Below are 16597 nucleotides of genomic sequence, written 5' to 3' on the forward strand. Positions count from 1 at the left end.
GACACACAGGGGGTCGTGTCGCCAGGCGGAGACACGCCGGGTCGACGTCTCGGGCGGACTGACCGCGGCACCCACGCATCTATACTCAACAAAGCGAATAATCGAGCATGTGAGTACAGGGGTGGGGTACGTGAGTGAGGCGGTCGTGACGGCGGGGGCTCCCGGGCCCGCGTACCTGCGCTACGTCGCCCTCGGCGACAGCCAGACGGAAGGCGTCGGGGACGGCGACGACACCCGGGGGCTGCGCGGCTGGGCCGACCGGCTCGCCGAGCTGGCCGCACGGTCGAGTCCTGGGCTCCGGTACGCGAACCTGGCCGTGCGGGGACGGCTCGCCGGTCAGGTACGGGCGGAGCAGCTCGCACCGGCCGTCGCGCTGGAGCCCGATCTCGCCACGGTCGTCGCCGGGTTCAACGACCTGCTGCGCCCGCGCTTCGACGCCGACGAGGTCGCCGGACACCTGGAGGCGATGTTCGCGGCGCTCACCGCGCAGGGGGCCAGGGTCGCCACCCTCACCTTCCCGGACATCACCCGCATGATCCCCGCGGCCCGGCCGGTCGCGCCGCGCATCGGCGCCGTGAACGCACGCGTCCGGGAAGCCGCCCGCCGGCACGGCGTCGTCGTCGTCGAGACCGGGCACCACCCGGTCGTCACCGACCCGCGGCTGTGGAGCCGGGACCGCCTCCACGCGGCCCCGCTCGGCCACGCCCGGATCGCCGCCGCCGTCGCCGAAGCCCTCGGCCTGCCGGGCAGCGACGACTCCTGGACCCGCCCGCTGCCGCCGGGTGCGCGGCCGGCCACCGGGCTGCTCGCGGTCGGGGTGGAGGCCGCCTGGGCGGGCACCTTCCTCGGCCCCTGGCTGGGCCGTCGGCTGCGCGGCCGCTCGTCCGGCGACGGCCGTACGGCGAAGCGGCCGGCCCTGCTTCCGGTGACGCCTGCTTGAGCGGGACCTCGGCCCCGAGACCCGCCGGATCCACGCCGCTTCCGCGGGATCACGACGACCGGGCCGGCGGCGGAGCAGTGGGTTGTGACCACCCGGGCGGGAGCCGGCCCCGGACGGGTCGCCGCGGGCCCGGGGCGGCCGTCAGCGCTCCGGCTGCGGACCCGGGCCGGGCGCCAGGGCCGCCGCACGCAGGAGCAGATAGCGGCGCTCCGGGATGCTCAGGGTGGCCGAGGCCGCCTCCTGGTAGGCGGCGCGGGCGGCGGGCAGGTCGCCGGCGCGTTCCAGGAGGTGGCCGCGGACGGCGGCGACGCGATGGGTCTCGGCGAGGGAGCCGACGGCTTCGAGGGCGGCCAGGCGGTCGAGGCCCGCCCCGGGGCCGTGGACCATGGCCAGGGCGACGACGCGGTTCAGTTCGACGACCGGGCCGGGCGTGATCCGGGCCAGGAGGTCGTAGAGGCCGAGGATCTCGGGCCAGTCGGTGGCGTCCGCGGTGGGGGCCTCGTCGTGGACGGCGGCGATGGCGGCCTGGAGCTGGTACGGGCCCAGCGCGGTGGTGGTCAGCGAGCGGGAGATGAGCGCGACGCCCTCGGCGACGGCCTCGCGGTCCCAGCGGCCGCGGTCCTGCTCGGTCAGCGGGACCAGCTCGCCGCCCGGCCCCGTACGGGCCGCGCGGCGTGCGTCGGTGAGCAGCATCAGCGCCAGCAGCCCGGCGACCTCGCCGTCCTCCGGCAGGAGGCGGTGCACCGCGCGGGTCAGCCGGATCGCCTCGGCGGAGAGGTCGGCGCGGCGGAGGGCGGGGCCGGACGTGGCGGTGTAGCCCTCGTTGAAGATGAGGTAGAGGACCTGCAGCACGGCGCTCAGCCGTGCGGGCACGTCGGCCGGATCGGGCGGCCCGAAGCGGGCCCCCGCCTCCTTGACCGTCTTCTTGGCGCGGCTGATCCGCCGGCCCATCGTGGACTCCGGGACGAGGAAGGCGCGGGCGATCTCGGCCGTCGTCAGGCCGCCCACGGCACGCAGGGTGAGCGCGATCCGCGAGGGCCTGCTCAGCGCGGGGTGGCAGCACAGGAAGAGCAGGGTGAGCGTGTCGTCCTCGGACGGGGAACGGGACTCACCGGGCGGTGGCGCCTGGTACTCCTCGCGCGGGGTGAGCGCCGCCGCGGCCTCCTCCCGGCGGCGCCGGGCCTCCTCACTGCGCAGCTGGTCGGTCAGCCGGCGGGACGCCACGCGGATGAGCCACCCGCGCGGGTTGTCGGGGACGCCGGACCCGGCCCATTGCCGGGCCGCCGCGAGCAGGGCCTCCTGCACGGCGTCCTCGGCCGCGTCGAAATGGCCGTAGCGGCGTACGAGCGCGCCGAGGACCTGGGGCGCGTGGGCCCGCAACAGGTCCTCGATCGGGTACTTCGCCATCGGACTCGCTCCTCGGCCGGCCACGGGCGCCGTGGGGTGAGCGCCTCTCACAGGGGACGTCGGGCCCCGCCCGGCGTTCGCGACATCCGCCGCCGGAATCCTCCCAGCGGCCGGAACGTCGCGGGGCGCGCGAAACGCCGACGGGCCCCACCGGCTCCTCCCCGTCCGCAGGAAAAAGCGCGCGCGGGGCTCGGAAGCGCCCTGTTATCGTCGGGTGCATGGGTTCGCACTACTTCTTTCTCTGATTCCGGCCACGGACACGCCGGCCTGAACCGCTGAGCGGTTCGGGGGCGCCGCTGTCCCCGCACGTCCGGATCAGTCGAACCCACCTCAGGGATCTCCACCATGCGCGATCGCGCCCAACTCTCGCTGCAGCACGTCTCCATGTCCTACGCGGACCGTCGGGTCCTCGACCAGGTCTCCTTCACCGTACGTCCCGGTGAGCGCGCCGCCGTCGTCGGCGAGAACGGCTCCGGGAAGTCCACGCTCCTGCGGCTCATCGCCGGGGTGGAACCGCCCGACGCCGGTGAGGTCACCGTCCGGTTCCCCGGGGGCGTGGCGCGGCTCGCGCAGACCCTGGGCGAGACGTACCCCGTCGGTCCCGGGCACACCGTCCAGGACGCCGTCGACGCCGCGCTCGCCGAACTCCGGTCGATGGAAAAGAAGTTGCGGGAGCTGGAGGAGCGACTCGGTGACGCCTCCGGCGAACAGCTCCTCCTGTACGGCGCACTGCTCGAGCGCTTCGAGGAGCGCGGCGGTTATCGGGCGGACGCCGACGCGGCCGCCGCGCTCCACGGGCTCGGCCTCGCCCACCTCCCGTACGAGCGCCGGATCGGCAGCCTGTCCGGCGGCGAGCGCTCGCGGCTCGCGCTCGCGTGCGTGCTGGCGTCCGGTGCCGAGCTGCTGCTGCTCGACGAGCCGACCAACCACCTCGACCGGGACGCCGTGCGCTGGCTCCGGGAACGGCTGCGCGGGCATCGCGGCACCGTCGTCGCGGTCACCCACGACCGTGCGTTCCTGGAGGCGACGGCCACCACGGTCCTGGAGGTCGACCGTGACACCCGTACGGTCACCCGTTACGGGGACGGCTGGGCCGGGTACCGCACGGCCAGGAGCGCCGCGCGCCGGCGGCAGGCAGAGGAGCACCGGGAATGGTGCGACGAACTCGCCCGTGCCGAGGAGCTGGTGGCCGCGGCCGGACAGCGGCTCGCCGTCACCGGACGCGATCCGGGCCAGGGCTTCGGCAAGCACCGGCGCTCCAGCGAGAACAAGCTGTCGGGGCAGGTCAGGGCGGCCCGCGCCAGGTTGGCCGAGCTCCGGGCCCGTCCCGTACCGGCGCCACCCGAACCGCTCTCCCTCCAGGCCCACTTCAGCGCCGACGGAAGCGGTCCGGGCGCCTGCGCCGAGATCCGTGACATCACCGTCGGCGACCGGCTCGCCCTCGGCGGGCTCCGTCTCCGGCCCGGCGACCGGCTCCTCGTCAGCGGGCCCAACGGGGCGGGGAAGTCCACCCTGTTGAGGGTGCTCGCGGGTGAGATCGAGCCCGACACCGGGAAGGTGGTGCTGCCGGCGCGCGTCGGGCATCTCGCCCAGGAGCTCCCCGCCGTGGCCGCGCCCGAGGCCCTGCTCACCGTCTACGCGCAGGGCCGGCCTGGGCTGCCCGAGGAGCACGCGGAGGAGTTGCTGGCCCTCGGGTTGTTCCGCGAGGAGGACCTGGGCGTGCCGGTGCGGGCGCTCTCGGTCGGGCAGCGGCGGCGCCTGGAACTGGCGCGGCTGGTGTCCCGCCCGGTCGACCTCCTCGTCCTCGACGAGCCGACCAACCATCTGGCCCTGTCCTTGGTCGAGGAACTGGAGGCGGCGCTCCTCGGTTTCGCGGGCGCGGTGGTGGCGGTGTCCCACGACGAGCGCTTCCGGGCGGCCTTCGGCGGCGCCCGCCTGGAGCTGCGCGGGGGCCGCGCCGTCTCACCCGGCCACTGAGCGTCCGATCTTCGTCGGGTCCCAGCCGCGGCGCGGAACGGAGTCCAGCAGGAGGCGGGTGTAGGCGTGTCCGGGTGCGGCGAGCACCCGGGCCGTCGGGCCCGCCTCGACGATCCGGCCCTGGCGGAGCACCACGATGTCGTCCGTGATGTGCCGGACGACGCCGAGGTCGTGGGTGACGAACAGGAAGCCGACGCCCGCCTCGCGCCGGACCCGGGCGAGGAGTTCGAGGATCTGGGCCTGGATGGAGACGTCCAGGGCGGCGACGGCCTCGTCGAGGACCAGGATCCGCGGTTCGGCGGCGAGCGCGCGGGCGATGGCCACCCGCTGACGCTGGCCGCCGGACAGCCCGCGGGGCAGCGCGGCGGCCTCGCGGGGGCCGAGGCCCACCTGGTCGAGGAGTTCGCGGACGCGGGCCCGGCGGGCGGCGGGGGTGAGCCGGAAGTGCAGCCGCAGCACCTCCTCGACGCTGCCGCCGACGGTGATCCGGGGGTCGAGGGAGAGGTACGGGTCCTGGAACACCATCTGGATCTCGCGCGCCCGGGCGAGCCGTTCGGCCCGGCCGCGGGGGCGGGCGGAGCGGTCCCGGCCGTCGAGGGTGACGGTGCCGGCGTCGGCGCGTTCGAGGCCGACGAGCATCCGCACGGTGGTGGTCTTGCCGCTGCCGGACTCGCCCACGATGCCGAGGGAGGAGCCGGGGGCGAGGGTGAACGACACGTCGTCGACGGCGGTGTGGTCGCCGTACTCCTTGCGGAGTCCCGCGACGACGAGCCCGGGAGTCGCGGTCACTGGAGGATCCCTTCGTCGGCGCGGTGGCAGGCGGCCAGCCCGTCGCCGTGCGCGGTGAGCGCGGGCACCTGCTCGGTGCAGCGCGGCTGGGCGTGGGCGCAGCGGGCGGCGAAGGCGCAGCCCGGCGGCGCCTCGGCGACGGAGACCGGGCGACCCTCGATGGGGCGGGGCGCGGGGGCGTCGGGGTCGATGCGCGGGGTACAGGAGAGGAGTCCCGCGGTGTACGGGTGGCGCGGGCGCTCGAAGAGCTCGGTGGTGGAGCGGGTCTCGACGATCCGGCCGGCGTACATGACGTACACCCGGTCGCAGATGGCGGCGGCGAGTTCGAGGTCGTGGGTGACGAAGAGGAGCCCGGTGCCGCGTTCGGCCTGGAGGCGGGTGAGGATCGCGATGATCTCGGCCTGGGTGGTGACGTCGAGCGCGGTGGTCGGTTCGTCGGCGACGATGAGCGCCGGGTCGGCGGCCAGGGCGGCGGCGATGACGACGCGCTGGAGCATGCCGCCGGAGAACTCGTGGGGGTGGCGGCGCAGGGCGCCGCGCGGGTCGCGGATGCCGACGGCGGCGAGGAGTTCCTCGGCACGGGCGGTGGCCTGCGCGGCGGGGGTGCCGGCGGCACGCAGGCCCTCGGTGACGAAGTCGCCGACGCGGCGCAGCGGGTTGACGGAGGCGCGCGGGTCCTGGAAGACCATGGCGGCCTGGCGGGCGCGGAGCGCGGTGAGCGAGGCGCGGTCCATGGAGAGCACGTCGCGCCCACCGACCCTGACCTGGCCGGTCGTGCGGGCCTTGGCGGGGAGCAGGCCGAGGACGGTGCGGCAGGCGACGGACTTGCCGGAGCCCGATTCGCCGACGAGGCCCACGGTCTCGCCGGGGGCGACGGTCAGCGAGACGCCGTCGAGGAGGGGGCGGGCGGCCCGGCCCTCGGGGAGCCGGAGGGTGAGCCGGTCGATCTCCAGGACCGGGGCGGTCGGTGAACCGGCGGACCGGCCGGGGTTCTGCGGGGAGTTCTGAAGGTCGGTCATGCGTCAGCGCTCCCGCTTCGCGATCCGGTCGGCGATGCCCTCACCGACGATGCCGAACGCCACGACGGCGAGGACGATGCAGAAGGACGGCGCGAGGGCGGGCAGCATCGCGCCCATCTGGAGCGCCGACTGCCCCTCGTTGATCATGGCGCCCCAGTCGGCGGTCGGCGGCTGCACACCGAAGCCGAGGAAGGACAGGGCGGCCAGGTCCATCAGGGCGTAGCCGAAGTTCATCGCCGACTGGGCGAGGACGGTGGGGGCGATGTTGGGCAGCAGGTGGCGCAGGCAGATGGTCCAGCCGGACCAGCCCTGCACCACGTACGACTCGATGTAGGGCCGCGCCTTCTCCTGCCGGGCGATGCCGCGCACGAGGCGTCCGACGTACGGGGTGTAGGCGACGGCCATGGCGATGACGGGCGCGGTCATGCCGGAGCCGAGCACCGCCACGAGCATGATCGCGAGGAGCATGCCGGGGATGGCGAAGACCAGGTCCATGGATCGGGACAGCACCGCGTCGGCCCAGCCCCCGCGCCAGCCCGCGAGCACGCCGAGGGCGGTGCCGAGCAGGGTGGAGACGCCGACGACGAGGAGCGGTCCGAGCAGTCCGGTGCGGGCGCCGTGCAGCAGCCGGGACAGGACGTCGCGGCCGGACTGGTCGGTGCCGAGCAGGTGGTCGCCGCCGGTGCCGACCAGGCTGGCGGACAGGTCCATGGCCTCGGGGTCGTACGGGGCGAGCAGCGGGGCCAGCGCGGCGACGACGACGAGTGCCACGAGGATGAGCACGGCGGCCGTGAACATCGGGCCCTGCCCGAGGGCCCGCAGACGGCGCAGACCGGGGCGTCTGCGCAGCGGGACCGCGGAGTCGGCCGCCCCGGGGTGTGCGGTGAGGGTCATGAGGTGCCTTCCCCGTGGAGGGTGAGCCGGGGGTCGATGAGGGGGGCCAGCAGGTCGACGGCGAGGTTGACGAGGACGAAGGCCGCGACGCTGAGGAGGGTGACGGCCTGGACGACGGCGAAGTCCTGGGCGGTGACGGACTGGACGAGGAGGGAGCCGAGGCCGGGGACGTCGAAGGCGGTCTCGACGATGGACGTGGTGACCAGGAGTCCGGCGAGCATGGTGCCGCCGACGGTGACGACGGGGCCGAGGCTGTTGCGGAGGACGTGCCGGCGGACCACGGTGCGGCCGGCGACGCCGCGGGCGCGGGCGACGTCGACGTGTTCGCGGCCGAGTTCGTCGAGCATCGCGGACCGGGTGACGCGGGCGAGGAGCCCGGCGAAGGTCGTCGCGAGGGCGAAGGCGGGCAGGGTCAGGTGGTAGAGGCGGTCGCCGAGGCCCTCGGGCGTGCCGCCGGGCCCGGGGAACCAGCCGAGGTTCACGGAGAACAGGGAGACGAGTCCGATGGCGCTGACGAACGAGGGGGTGGCGGTGGCGACGCCGGTGCCGATGAGGACGGCCCGGTCGACGAACCCGGGGCGCAGCGCGGCGAGCACCCCGGCGGCCACGCCGCTGACGGCGACGAGCAGAGCGGCGTAGCCGACGAGCAGGAAGGTGCCGGTCAGGCGCGAGCCGAGCAGTGCGGAGACGTCCTGGTGGTACTGGGCGGAGCGGCCGAAGTCGCCCTGCAGCACGCCGCCGAGCCACTTGGCGTACTGCACGGCCAGCGGGTCGTCGAGGTGGTACTGGGAGCGGAGGGCGGCCACGGTCTCGGGGGTGGCGGGGCGCCCGTGCAGCAGGAAGGAGACGGGATCGCCGGGGGCGAGATGGACGCTCGCGAAGACGACGAAGGACGTGACGAGCAGGACGCCGAGGAGGCCGGCGACCCTGCCGAGGAGGTAGCGGGGCATGCCGTTCATCAGTTCGCGGCGCCGATCGTCGCGGCCCAGGGGTAGTAGAGCTGGGCGATGCCGGCGGGGGCGCCGGTGACGCGGCTGCCGAGGAAGACCGTGTAGGGGGCCTCGTAGATCGGGATGATCGGGAGCTCTCGCATCGCGATCTTCTGGAGCTCCTGGGTGAGGTCGGAGCGGGCGCCGGGGTCGGCGGCGGCGTTGGCGCGGTCGAAGGCGGAGTCGTAGACCGGGTCGGACCAGTTGCCGTAGTTCCCGAAGTCGCCGGTGCGCAGGTACTGGTAGAACTCGAGCGGGTCGGGGGTGTTGTCGTACCCGCTGGTGATGACCAGGTCGAGTCCCTTGCGGGCGTTCGGGTCGACGAAGATGCTGCTGTACGCCTCGGGGGCGACGGCCTTGAGCTGCACGTCGAGCCCGATCTGGCGGCCCGCGGCCTGGACGGCGTTGGCCACGACGCTGATCTCGGGGGCGAGGGTGCTGGTCACCAGGGTGACCTTCTTGCCGGTGGCGCCGGCCTCCTCGACGAGCCGCTTCGCTCCGGCCACGTCGTGGACGAGCTCGGGCAGCTCCTTGAAGTAGCCCTCGGTCCGTGCCGGGAGGAGGGCCCAGGCGCCGCGGGCCGTGGGGGCCTTGGCGGGGACGCCGATACCGCCGGCGGCGGCCTTGATGATGTTCTGGCGGTCGAGCGCCATGGAGAGGGCCTTGCGGACCCTGAGGTCGCCGAGGGTGCCCTTGAAGTCGAGGACGGCGAGGTTGGACGTGGCGGTGTTGGGGCCGAACCACAGCTTGCCCTTGGTCGTGGCGCGCAGCTGGGCGAAGGCGGAGGAGGGGACCATGTAGCCCCCGTCGGCGGTGCCGGAGAGGAAGGTGTTGGTGCGGGCGGCGGGGTCCTCGACGAACGTGAAGCGGACGGTGTCGGTCTTGGGCGTGAGCTTCTTGTCCCAGTAGCCGGGGTGCTTCTTGAGGGTGATGGACTCGCCCTGCTGCCACGTGTCGAGGGCGTACGGTCCGGTGCAGTTGACCTTGCCGCCGGGGACCCCGTAGTCCTTGCCGGCCTTGGCGAGGAAGGCGGCGCTCTCGACGGTGCCGGGCGAGGCCGCCATGAGCTCGTTGAGCAGGACGTCGGGCTTGGTGAGCCGGAGGGTGACCTCCAGGGGCCCGGTCTTCTCGATCGCCTCGACGTTCTTGAAGGCCGATCCCCAGGGCGAGCCGGTGGCCGGGTCCATCTGGCGCCTGAGGGAGGCGACGACGTCGTCGGCGGTCATGACCGTGCCGTCGTGGAAGGTGACGCCGGGGCGGAGCGTGTACACCCACACCAGGGGGTCCGGGTTCGTCCACTTCACCGCGAGCCCGGGCTCGACCTTCAGGTCGGGGGTGACCCGCAGCAGTTGCTCGCAGACGTTCGCGAGCACGGTGTTCGGCGGGTAGTCGTAGGCCTGGGCGTAGTCGAGGGTGTACGGCTCGGCGTAGAGCGACCAGGTGATCCGGGGGAGCGTGCCCTTCGCGGGGGGCGAGAGCGGCGTGACGGTGTACGAGCCGCCCCCCGAGCCCGCGGGCTCGGTGGCGCCCGAGCAGGCGGAGGCCGTGACGGCGAGGGCGGCGGTACAGGCGAGGGTGGCGAGGAGTCTGGGCGTGCGCAAGGAGACCCACCCCTTTACGGGTGTAGTGACGGGCGCTGGGGATTGGAGCGAGTATTGATGCGGGAACGTTCCCGCACAAGACTTTCGGACAGCTTTGCGGGAACGGTTTTGCAATGGTCAGCGAGGTGGCAGCATCGGGGCGTGACCACACGAGAACACTCTGGAGGGCACGCCGGGGAGAGGTCCGGCGAGCCCCGGCCGCGGGTGCGGCTCGTCGACGTGGCCCGCGAGGCCGGCCTGTCCAAGACGACCGTCTCGGCGGCCCTCAACGGCACCGGCCGCCTCTCCCCCGCGGTACGGGAGAAGGCGATCGAGACCGCCCGCCGCATGGGCTACCGGCCCAACGCCACCGCGCGCCAACTGCGGGCCGGGCGGGCCCGGCTGATCGGCTACGTCGTCGGTGAGTTCGCCGGCGAGCCCTGGACGTACCTGGACTCTCCGTACTTCGCGCAGCTCACCAGTGCGACGGCGTCCGCCGCGCTCCGGCACGGGTACGCCCTCGTGATGCTGCCCGCGGGGACGCTCCAGCGGGAGTGGGCGGACCTGCCCCTGGACGCGGTGATCGTCGCCGACCCGGTCGAGGACGATCCGCTGGTGGAGGACTTCCTCGCCGCCCGCATCCCGGTCTTCAGCGACGCCTCGGTCGCGGACCGGCCGGGGGCGCACTGGGTCGACCTGGACGTCGACGCGGCGGTCCGGGAGTCGCTGGACCACCTGCGGGCCGGCGGCGCCCGGCGGACCGCGCTCGTCCTGCCCGACAGCACGACCCGGTTCCACCGCGAGGTGCTCGCCGCGTACCGGGCGTGGTGCGCGGCGCACGCGGCCGAGGAACTGGTCACCCTCGTCCCCGAACCCGGCAACGGCCCGGTGGTCCGCGCGGTCGAACGCGCCCTGGGCGCGCTGCCCCACCCCGACGGTCTCTTCGTGGTCGCCGAGGCCAGCCCGCCCCTCGTCATGGACGCGGCGCGCCGCCTCGGCCTCTCCGTACCGGGGGACGTGCGGGTGGTGTGCGTCAGCGAGGACGACTCGGCCGCCCACGCCGACCCGCCGGTCAGCACCCTGAGCCTGCGCCCGGCGGACGTCGCCGAGGAGGGCATCACGCTGCTGGTCAGCACCCTGGAAGGCGGTGGCAGCACCCCCCCGGGCGTGCTGCTCACCGCCCGCCTCCAGGTGCGGGCCTCGTCCGGTCATGAGAGCGGGCCTCCTGGTCGTTGAGTAGAAGCGGCGGGGCCCGGTCCTCGGCACCGCCCACGGGTGTTGCGCGGCGCGCGTCATGGCGGCTGCCAGGGGCGCGGGGGCCCGGGCCGGCGAAGGCCTCGTTTCGTGTGCCGCCCGTTCCGCCCGGGGTCCCCGGACGAGGTCCGGGGGCGGGAGGGACGATCGCCCGCACGGGGGGCAGGCGGCATGGGCCGTGCGTCAGCCCCCGTGGACCCTCGTTCCGCCCACGAAGGTCTGTTCCACGCGGGCCTCGGCGATCTCCTCCGGCGGGGCCGTGAGGATGTCGCGGTCGAGGACGACGAGGTCGGCGAGGTGGCCGGGGCGCAGGCTGCCCGCGTCGTCGTGGCCGTTGACGTGGGCGGACCCCGCCGTGTACGCGGCGAGGGCGGTCGTGAGGTCGAGCCGCTGCTCCGGCAGGAAGACGCGGCCGTCGGTGGCGCCGGGCTCGACGCGGTTGACGGCGACGTGGATGCCGGCGAGCGGATCGGGGCTGCTGACCGGCCAGTCGCTGCCCGCGACCAGCGTGGCCCCGGCGCGTACGAGGTCGCCGAAGGGGTACTGCCAGGCGGCGCGCTCGGGCCCGAGGAAGGGAATCGTCAGCTCGTCCATCTGCGGCTCGTGCGCGGCCCACAGCGGCTGGATGTTGGCGAGCGCCCCGAGCCGGGCGAAGCGGGCGACGTCGTCGGGGTGGACCACCTGGAGGTGGGCCAGGTGGTGCCGGTTGCCGCGCCGCCCGTTGGCGGCGACGGCGGCCTCGACGGCGTCCAGGGCCTCGCGCACGGCCCGGTCGCCGAGCGCGTGGAAGTGGACCTGGAAGTCGAGGGCGTCGAGCTCGGTGACGTACGCGCGCAGTGCCTCGGGGTCGACGAAGCTCATGCCGGTGTTGGCCGTGGCGCAGCCGCAGCCGTCCAGGTACGGACTGGTCATGGCGGCGGTGAAGTTCTCGGCGATGCCGTCCTGCATGATCTTCACCGACCCGGCGCGGAACCGCCCGCCGCTCGAACTGTCGCGGCGCGCGACGAGTTCGGGGATCTGCTCGGCGCCGCGCTGCCGGTCCCACCAGAGCGCTCCGGTGACCCGGGCGGTGAGGGTGCCGTCCTGGGCGGCGGTGACGTAGGCGTCGGACGGGTCGGGCTTGCCGCCGAACTCGCCGAGCAGCGCGTCCTGCCAGCCGGTGATGCCGAGCGAGTGCAGCATGGCCTGGGCGCGCAGGAGGCCGGTGAGCCGGTCGGCCGCGGTGCAGGGCGGGACGATCCGGGAGACGAGAGCGGCCGCGCCCTCCTGGAGGACGCCGGTCGGCACCCCGTCGGCGTCGCGTTCGACGCGCCCGTCGGAGGGGTCGGGGGTGTCGGCGGTGATGCCGGCGAGCTCCAGGGCGCGGGAGTTGACCCAGGAGCCGTGGTGGTCGCGGTTGACCAGGCAGACGGGCCGGTCGGCGACCACCGAGTCCAGCAACTGCCGTGTGGGCAGGCCGCCTTCGAAGCTCTCCAGGGACCAGCCGCCGCCGGTGATCCACGCGTTCTCGGGGTGGGCGGCGGCGAAGTCGCCGATGATCCGCAGGTATTCGTCGACGCCGGTGGTGCCGCTCAGATCGCACTCGGCGAGCTCCACGCCCCCGTACACCGCGTGGATGTGGGAGTCCTGGAAGCCGGGGACCAGCAACTTCCCGGCGAGATCGACGACTTCGGTGCCGGGCCCGACGAGCTCGCGCACCTCGTCGTGGCCGACGGCGATGATCCGCTCGCCGACGACGGCGAGCGAGGTGGCCCGGGTGCGGGCGGGGTCGCCGGTGAAGACGGGGCCACCGGTGAAGACCAGGTCGGCCGTGCTCATGTACGTACTCCTGGAGGTGAGGGCCCGGTGCGGGGCCGGTACGAGGTGCGCCATGCAACAGGCGCCGTCCGCAAAACGTCAAGGGTGTTGTCGTAAGGCGCCCGCCGGTAGGGTCCCGGCATGACAGAACGAGCAGAACGCGTGGTTCCGGAGAACCGGCGGCAACGCCGGCGCCCCACCAAGCAGGGCACCGTGCTCTCCGAGCGGGTGATCGTCGACACCGCGCTGCGCCTGGTCGCGCAGCACGGCGCGGAGGCCCTGTCCGTTCGACGTCTGGGCGCCGCCCTGGGCGCCGACCCCAGCGCGCTCTACCGCTACTTCCGCAACACCGACGACCTCCTCCTCGCCCTCGCCGACGAGATGGTCGGCCGGGCGCAGGCGGGCTGGCGTGCGACCGGGGACTGGCGGGCCGACCTGCGCGAGATCGCCCTGCGCATCCACGCCGCCTACCTGGCGAACCCGCAGGTGGCGGCGCTCGCCGCGCACCGCACGACGGGCCGCGAGCACGAGACCAGGGCTGTCGAGTCCATCCTCGGCGTGCTACGGAGGGCGGGCTTCCCGGACGCGGAGGCGGTACGGATCTACCACTCGTTCGTGGACCAGGCACTGGCCTTCGCGGCGCTCGACGCCGCCGCCCTGGCCCTGCCGGAGCCGGCCCGCGCGGCCGACGAACAGGTCTGGCACGCGGCGTACGGCAAGCTGTCGGCCGACACCCACCCGCACGTGGCGGCGACGTTCCCGCTGCTCGCGGCGGACATGCGGGACAGCGGCCACCCCTTCGCGCTGGAGTTGATGCTGGACGCGGTCGGTGCGCGACTCGCGGCGCACGGCAAGGGCTGAGCGCGCGGCGGAGCCGACACCGACGGTCGGGCGCCCCCAGGTCGCCGCCGCTCCCCCGTCCGGTCCGCTCGGCGCCACCCCAGGTCGCCGCCGCTCCCCCGTCCGGTCCGCTCGGCGCCACCCCCAGGTCGGCGCCGCCGCTCCGCCCTCCGCCCGGCCCGCTTATGACAACACCATTGACGCAAAAATGCCCGGCCGGATCTCATGGGCGCACTTCGGAGGCCCCTACCTCCGCGATCCGAAGGAGCCCGCCCCATGGACCCCGTCTACGCGCTCCGGGACGCCTCGCCCACCCCCTTCTGGCTGGACGACGCCCGCAGGCCCGCCCCCGCACCGGCCCTCGTCGGCCCCACCGACTGTGATCTGCTCGTCGTCGGCGGCGGGTACAGCGGACTGTGGACCGCACTGATCGCCAAGGAGCGCGACCCCTCCGCCGACGTGGTCGTGATCGAGGCGGGTGAGGTCGGCGCCGCGGCCTCCGGCCGCAACGGCGGCTTCTGCGAGGCGAGCCTCACCCACGGCCTGGGCAACGGCATCGCACGCTGGCCGCACGAGATCGGGCGCCTGGAGCGCCTCGGCCGGGAGAACCTGCGGGCCATCGAGGAGACGATCGCGCGCCACGGCATCGACTGCGACTGGGAGCGCACCGGCTCACTCGTCGTGGCGACCGAGCCGTACCAGGTCGAGGGCCTCAAGGAGGAGGCCGAGGCGGCCGCGCGCCACGGCACCGAGGTCTCGCTGCTCGACGAGGCCGCCGTGCGTGCCGAGATCGACTCCCCGACCTTCCTCGGCGGCCTCTGGAACAAGGACGGCGTCGCCATGGTCAACCCGGCCCGGCTCGCCTGGGGACTCAAGCGGGCCTGCCAGGAACTCGACGTCCGGGTGTACGAGCACACGCCGGGCACCGCGCTGACGGAGGACGGCGCCCGTATCGCCGTGACCACCCCGTACGGCCGGGTGCGCGCCCGCCGCGTCGCGCTCGCCACCAACGCCTACCCCTCCCTGCTGCGCCGGCACCGCCCGTACACCGTCCCGGTCTACGACTACGCGCTGATGACGGAGCCCCTGACGGACGATCAACTCGCCGCCGTGGGCTGGCGGAACAGGCAGGGCTTCGCCGACTGCGCCAACCGCTTCCACTACGTCCGGCTCTCCGCCGACAACCGCGTCCTCTGGGGCGGCTTCGACGCCGTGTACCAGTTCGGCGGCGGCGTACGGGCCGAGCGCGACCGGCGCCCCGAGACCTTCGCCACCCTCGCCCGGCACTTCTTCGAGGCCTTCCCGCAGCTCGCGGGCGTCCGCTTCGGGCACGCCTGGGGCGGCGCGATCGACGCCAGCACGCGCTTCTGCGTCTTCTTCGACACCAGCCACCGCGGCCGGGTGGCGTACGCGGCCGGCTACACCGGTCTCGGCGTGGGCGCCACGCGCTTCGGCGCGGAGGTGATGCTCGACCTGCTCGCCGGGGAGCGCACCGAGCGCACCTCGCTCGAGATGGTGCGCCGCAAGCCGCTGCCCTTCCCGCCCGAGCCGGTGCGCTCCGTCGGCATCGGCATCACCCAGTGGTCGCTCGCCCGCGCCGACGCCCGCGAGGGCCGCCGGAACCTCTGGCTGCGGGCCCTCGACCGCGCGGGCCTCGGCTTCGACAGCTGATCCCGGACCGAGCCCGTTCACCCCGGCGTGGCCCGCCGACTCCCGGGTGATGGGCGGATGTTGGCCGGTTCTTCGCCCCGCCCGTGTGCGCTGTCCGCATGCGACGGTGGCGGTGGAGCGCGACGACGGTGGTGGTGGCCGGCCTGGTCATGGGTGCGGTGACGGCGGACGCGCCGGCCGGGGTCGGGCGGGGGGTGCCCGGACCGGCGTGCGCGTCCTCCGTGCCGTACGTCTCCGGCACCGGCGGGTACACCGCCTACCGCGTACCGGCCGTGGTGCGCAGCCGGGCCGGCACGCTGCTCGCCTTCGCCGAGGGCCGGGCGCACGGCACGGGGGACGCGGGCGCGGTGGACGTCGTGCTGCGGCGCTCGACCGACGGCGGCTGCACGTGGGGGCCGGCCTCGGTCGTGGCGGCGGGGCGCGGGGACACCCGCGGGAATCCGGCGCCCGTCGTCGATCCGGCGAGCGGCGACGTGGTGCTGCTCTCCTCGGGCAACGCCGGTGCCGTGACGGAGAGCATGGTGCTCCGCGGCCTGAGCACCGCGGCACGGGGGCGGCGGGTGTACGTGCAGCGCAGCACGGACGACGGCCGGACCTTCTCCGCGCCCCGCGACATCACGTTCTCGGCGAAGCGGGACGACTGGCGCTGGTACGCGACCGGGCCCGGCCACGCGATCGCCCTCACGCACGGCCGGTACGCCGGCCGGCTGGTCGTCCCCGCGAACCATTCGGCCGCTCCCCCGCCGGGCTCGCCCGACACCGGCCGCGAGCCGCGGTACTACGGCGCGCACGCCCTCCTGAGCGACGACGGCGGCCGCGCCTGGCGCATCGGGTACGTGGACGAGGAGTACGAGGGGGCGGTCAACGCCAACGAGTCGACGGTGGCCGAACTCCCCGACGGACGGCTCTGCTTCAACGCCCGCGACCAGCACGGTACGGCACCCGGCAACCGGGCGGGCAGCCGCTCCGGCGACGGCGGCGAGACGCTCGACGGCCCCTACGCGCCGCGGCCGTCCCTGGACGGCGTGCCGGTCGTGCAGGGCAGCCTGCTGGCCGTGGAGGAGACCGTGTCACGCCCGCGCGGCCTGCTGCTCTTCTCCGGCCCGTCCGTCCCGACCGCCCGCGCCGCCGCGGCCCTGTGGACCAGCACGGACGGCGGGCGCACGTTCGCCCCGGCCGTCACCCTCTCCCGCCGACCGGCGGCCTACTCCGACCTGGTCGGGGTGGACGCGCGGACGATCGGCGTGCTGTACGAGACGGGGACGCGCACCCCGTACGAGAGCGTGGTCTTCCGTCGCGTCCCGCTGGCGGCGCTCACCCCTCCGGCGCCCTGACGCCGGGCGCCGGGGGGTGCCTCTATGTCTTTCGTCAAGCGAGGCGTGGGGTTCTGGGTTCGTAGAAGGTGCCGTCGCGGAGCATCGCGAAGAGCACGCTGATGCG

At 74.6% G+C, this 16597-nt stretch carries 13 protein-coding genes; 6 read left to right on the forward strand and 7 right to left on the reverse strand.

Features of this window, described 5'->3' with window-relative positions; genetic code table 11:
- Window positions 1-130: 130 nt before the first annotated feature.
- Complete coding sequence (locus AB0M16_RS29995; protein ID WP_365348431.1) at window positions 131-940, forward strand: SGNH/GDSL hydrolase family protein; 810 nt, start codon at window positions 131-133, stop codon at window positions 938-940.
- Window positions 941-1081: 141 nt separating this feature from the next.
- Here AB0M16_RS29995 and AB0M16_RS30000 read toward each other — a convergent pair whose 3' ends face one another.
- On the reverse strand, window positions 1082-2347 hold the full coding sequence (locus tag AB0M16_RS30000; protein ID WP_365348433.1) for a sigma-70 family RNA polymerase sigma factor: 1266 nt from the start codon (window positions 2345-2347) through the stop codon (window positions 1082-1084).
- A gap of 345 nt (window positions 2348-2692) precedes the next feature.
- Between AB0M16_RS30000 and abc-f the strand changes: the two genes are divergently transcribed.
- Window positions 2693-4324, forward strand: a complete 1632-nt coding sequence (abc-f, locus tag AB0M16_RS30005) for a ribosomal protection-like ABC-F family protein (RefSeq protein WP_365348435.1) — start codon at window positions 2693-2695, stop codon at window positions 4322-4324.
- On the opposite strand, the gene AB0M16_RS30010 is transcribed toward abc-f, so the two are convergent.
- From AB0M16_RS30010 to AB0M16_RS30030, 5 genes are read right to left on the reverse strand one after another with little or no spacing between them, the layout of a single operon-like run.
- Window positions 4310-5113, reverse strand: a complete 804-nt coding sequence (locus AB0M16_RS30010; protein ID WP_365348437.1) for an ATP-binding cassette domain-containing protein — start codon at window positions 5111-5113, stop codon at window positions 4310-4312. The two genes, abc-f and AB0M16_RS30010, sit on opposite strands and share 15 nt — an antisense overlap.
- Window positions 5110-6132 carry an ABC transporter ATP-binding protein gene (locus AB0M16_RS30015; protein ID WP_365348440.1) on the reverse strand — a complete coding sequence of 341 codons (1023 nt, stop codon included), beginning with the start codon at window positions 6130-6132 and terminating at the stop codon, window positions 5110-5112. Before AB0M16_RS30015 ends, AB0M16_RS30010 begins: the two co-directional genes overlap by 4 nt.
- A gap of 3 nt (window positions 6133-6135) precedes the next feature.
- Window positions 6136-7026 (reverse strand): ABC transporter permease, encoded by an 891-nt coding sequence (locus AB0M16_RS30020; RefSeq protein WP_365348442.1) that lies wholly within the window; start codon window positions 7024-7026, stop codon window positions 6136-6138.
- Complete coding sequence (locus AB0M16_RS30025) at window positions 7023-7976, reverse strand: ABC transporter permease (protein ID WP_365348444.1); 954 nt, start codon at window positions 7974-7976, stop codon at window positions 7023-7025. Before AB0M16_RS30025 ends, AB0M16_RS30020 begins: the two co-directional genes overlap by 4 nt.
- Before the next feature lie 8 nt (window positions 7977-7984).
- Window positions 7985-9616: an ABC transporter substrate-binding protein gene (locus AB0M16_RS30030; protein WP_365348446.1), complete on the reverse strand. Its 1632-nt coding sequence runs from the start codon at window positions 9614-9616 to the stop codon at window positions 7985-7987.
- A gap of 141 nt (window positions 9617-9757) precedes the next feature.
- On the opposite strand from AB0M16_RS30030, the gene AB0M16_RS30035 reads away from it, so the two are divergent.
- Entirely contained in the window at window positions 9758-10831 is a 1074-nt protein-coding gene (locus AB0M16_RS30035) for a LacI family DNA-binding transcriptional regulator (protein WP_365348448.1), read from the forward strand.
- A 201-nt stretch (window positions 10832-11032) separates the two neighbouring features.
- Here the strand turns inward: AB0M16_RS30035 and AB0M16_RS30040 are convergent, their stop codons facing one another.
- Window positions 11033-12667: an amidohydrolase gene (locus AB0M16_RS30040; RefSeq protein WP_365348450.1), complete on the reverse strand. Its 1635-nt coding sequence runs from the start codon at window positions 12665-12667 to the stop codon at window positions 11033-11035.
- 120 nt (window positions 12668-12787) lie between these two features.
- Between AB0M16_RS30040 and AB0M16_RS30045 the strand changes: the two genes are divergently transcribed.
- From AB0M16_RS30045 to AB0M16_RS30055, 3 genes are all read left to right on the forward strand, one after another.
- On the forward strand, window positions 12788-13507 hold the full coding sequence (locus AB0M16_RS30045; protein WP_365348452.1) for a TetR/AcrR family transcriptional regulator: 720 nt from the start codon (window positions 12788-12790) through the stop codon (window positions 13505-13507).
- Between the two features lie 255 nt (window positions 13508-13762).
- On the forward strand, window positions 13763-15157 hold the full coding sequence (locus AB0M16_RS30050) for an FAD-dependent oxidoreductase (RefSeq protein ID WP_365348454.1): 1395 nt from the start codon (window positions 13763-13765) through the stop codon (window positions 15155-15157).
- Between the two features lie 149 nt (window positions 15158-15306).
- The gene (locus AB0M16_RS30055; protein ID WP_365348476.1) at window positions 15307-16491 is read left to right on the forward strand and encodes a sialidase family protein; all 1185 of its coding nucleotides are present in this window, start codon (window positions 15307-15309) and stop codon (window positions 16489-16491) included.
- The last annotated feature ends 106 nt before the right edge of the window (window positions 16492-16597 follow it).

Source organism: Streptomyces sp. NPDC051921 (assembly GCF_040680975.1).
Lineage (GTDB): Bacteria > Actinomycetota > Actinomycetes > Streptomycetales > Streptomycetaceae > Streptomyces.

What these genes read in the sequence shown, in the direction of transcription:
- AB0M16_RS30000 (WP_365348433.1), bottom strand. Translation starts at nt 2,347, where the DNA reads ATGGCGAAGTACCCGATCGAGGACCTGTTGCGGGCCCACGCGCCCCAG.
- abc-f (WP_365348435.1), top strand. Translation starts at nt 2,693, where the DNA reads ATGCGCGATCGCGCCCAACTCTCGCTGCAGCACGTCTCCATGTCCTAC.
- AB0M16_RS30015 (WP_365348440.1), bottom strand. Translation starts at nt 6,132, where the DNA reads ATGACCGACCTTCAGAACTCCCCGCAGAACCCCGGCCGGTCCGCCGGT.
- AB0M16_RS30020 (WP_365348442.1), bottom strand. Translation starts at nt 7,026, where the DNA reads ATGACCCTCACCGCACACCCCGGGGCGGCCGACTCCGCGGTCCCGCTG.
- AB0M16_RS30025 (WP_365348444.1), bottom strand. Translation starts at nt 7,976, where the DNA reads ATGCCCCGCTACCTCCTCGGCAGGGTCGCCGGCCTCCTCGGCGTCCTG.
- AB0M16_RS30040 (WP_365348450.1), bottom strand. Translation starts at nt 12,667, where the DNA reads ATGAGCACGGCCGACCTGGTCTTCACCGGTGGCCCCGTCTTCACCGGC.
- AB0M16_RS30045 (WP_365348452.1), top strand. Translation starts at nt 12,788, where the DNA reads ATGACAGAACGAGCAGAACGCGTGGTTCCGGAGAACCGGCGGCAACGC.
- AB0M16_RS30050 (WP_365348454.1), top strand. Translation starts at nt 13,763, where the DNA reads ATGGACCCCGTCTACGCGCTCCGGGACGCCTCGCCCACCCCCTTCTGG.
- AB0M16_RS30055 (WP_365348476.1), top strand. Translation starts at nt 15,307, where the DNA reads ATGGGTGCGGTGACGGCGGACGCGCCGGCCGGGGTCGGGCGGGGGGTG.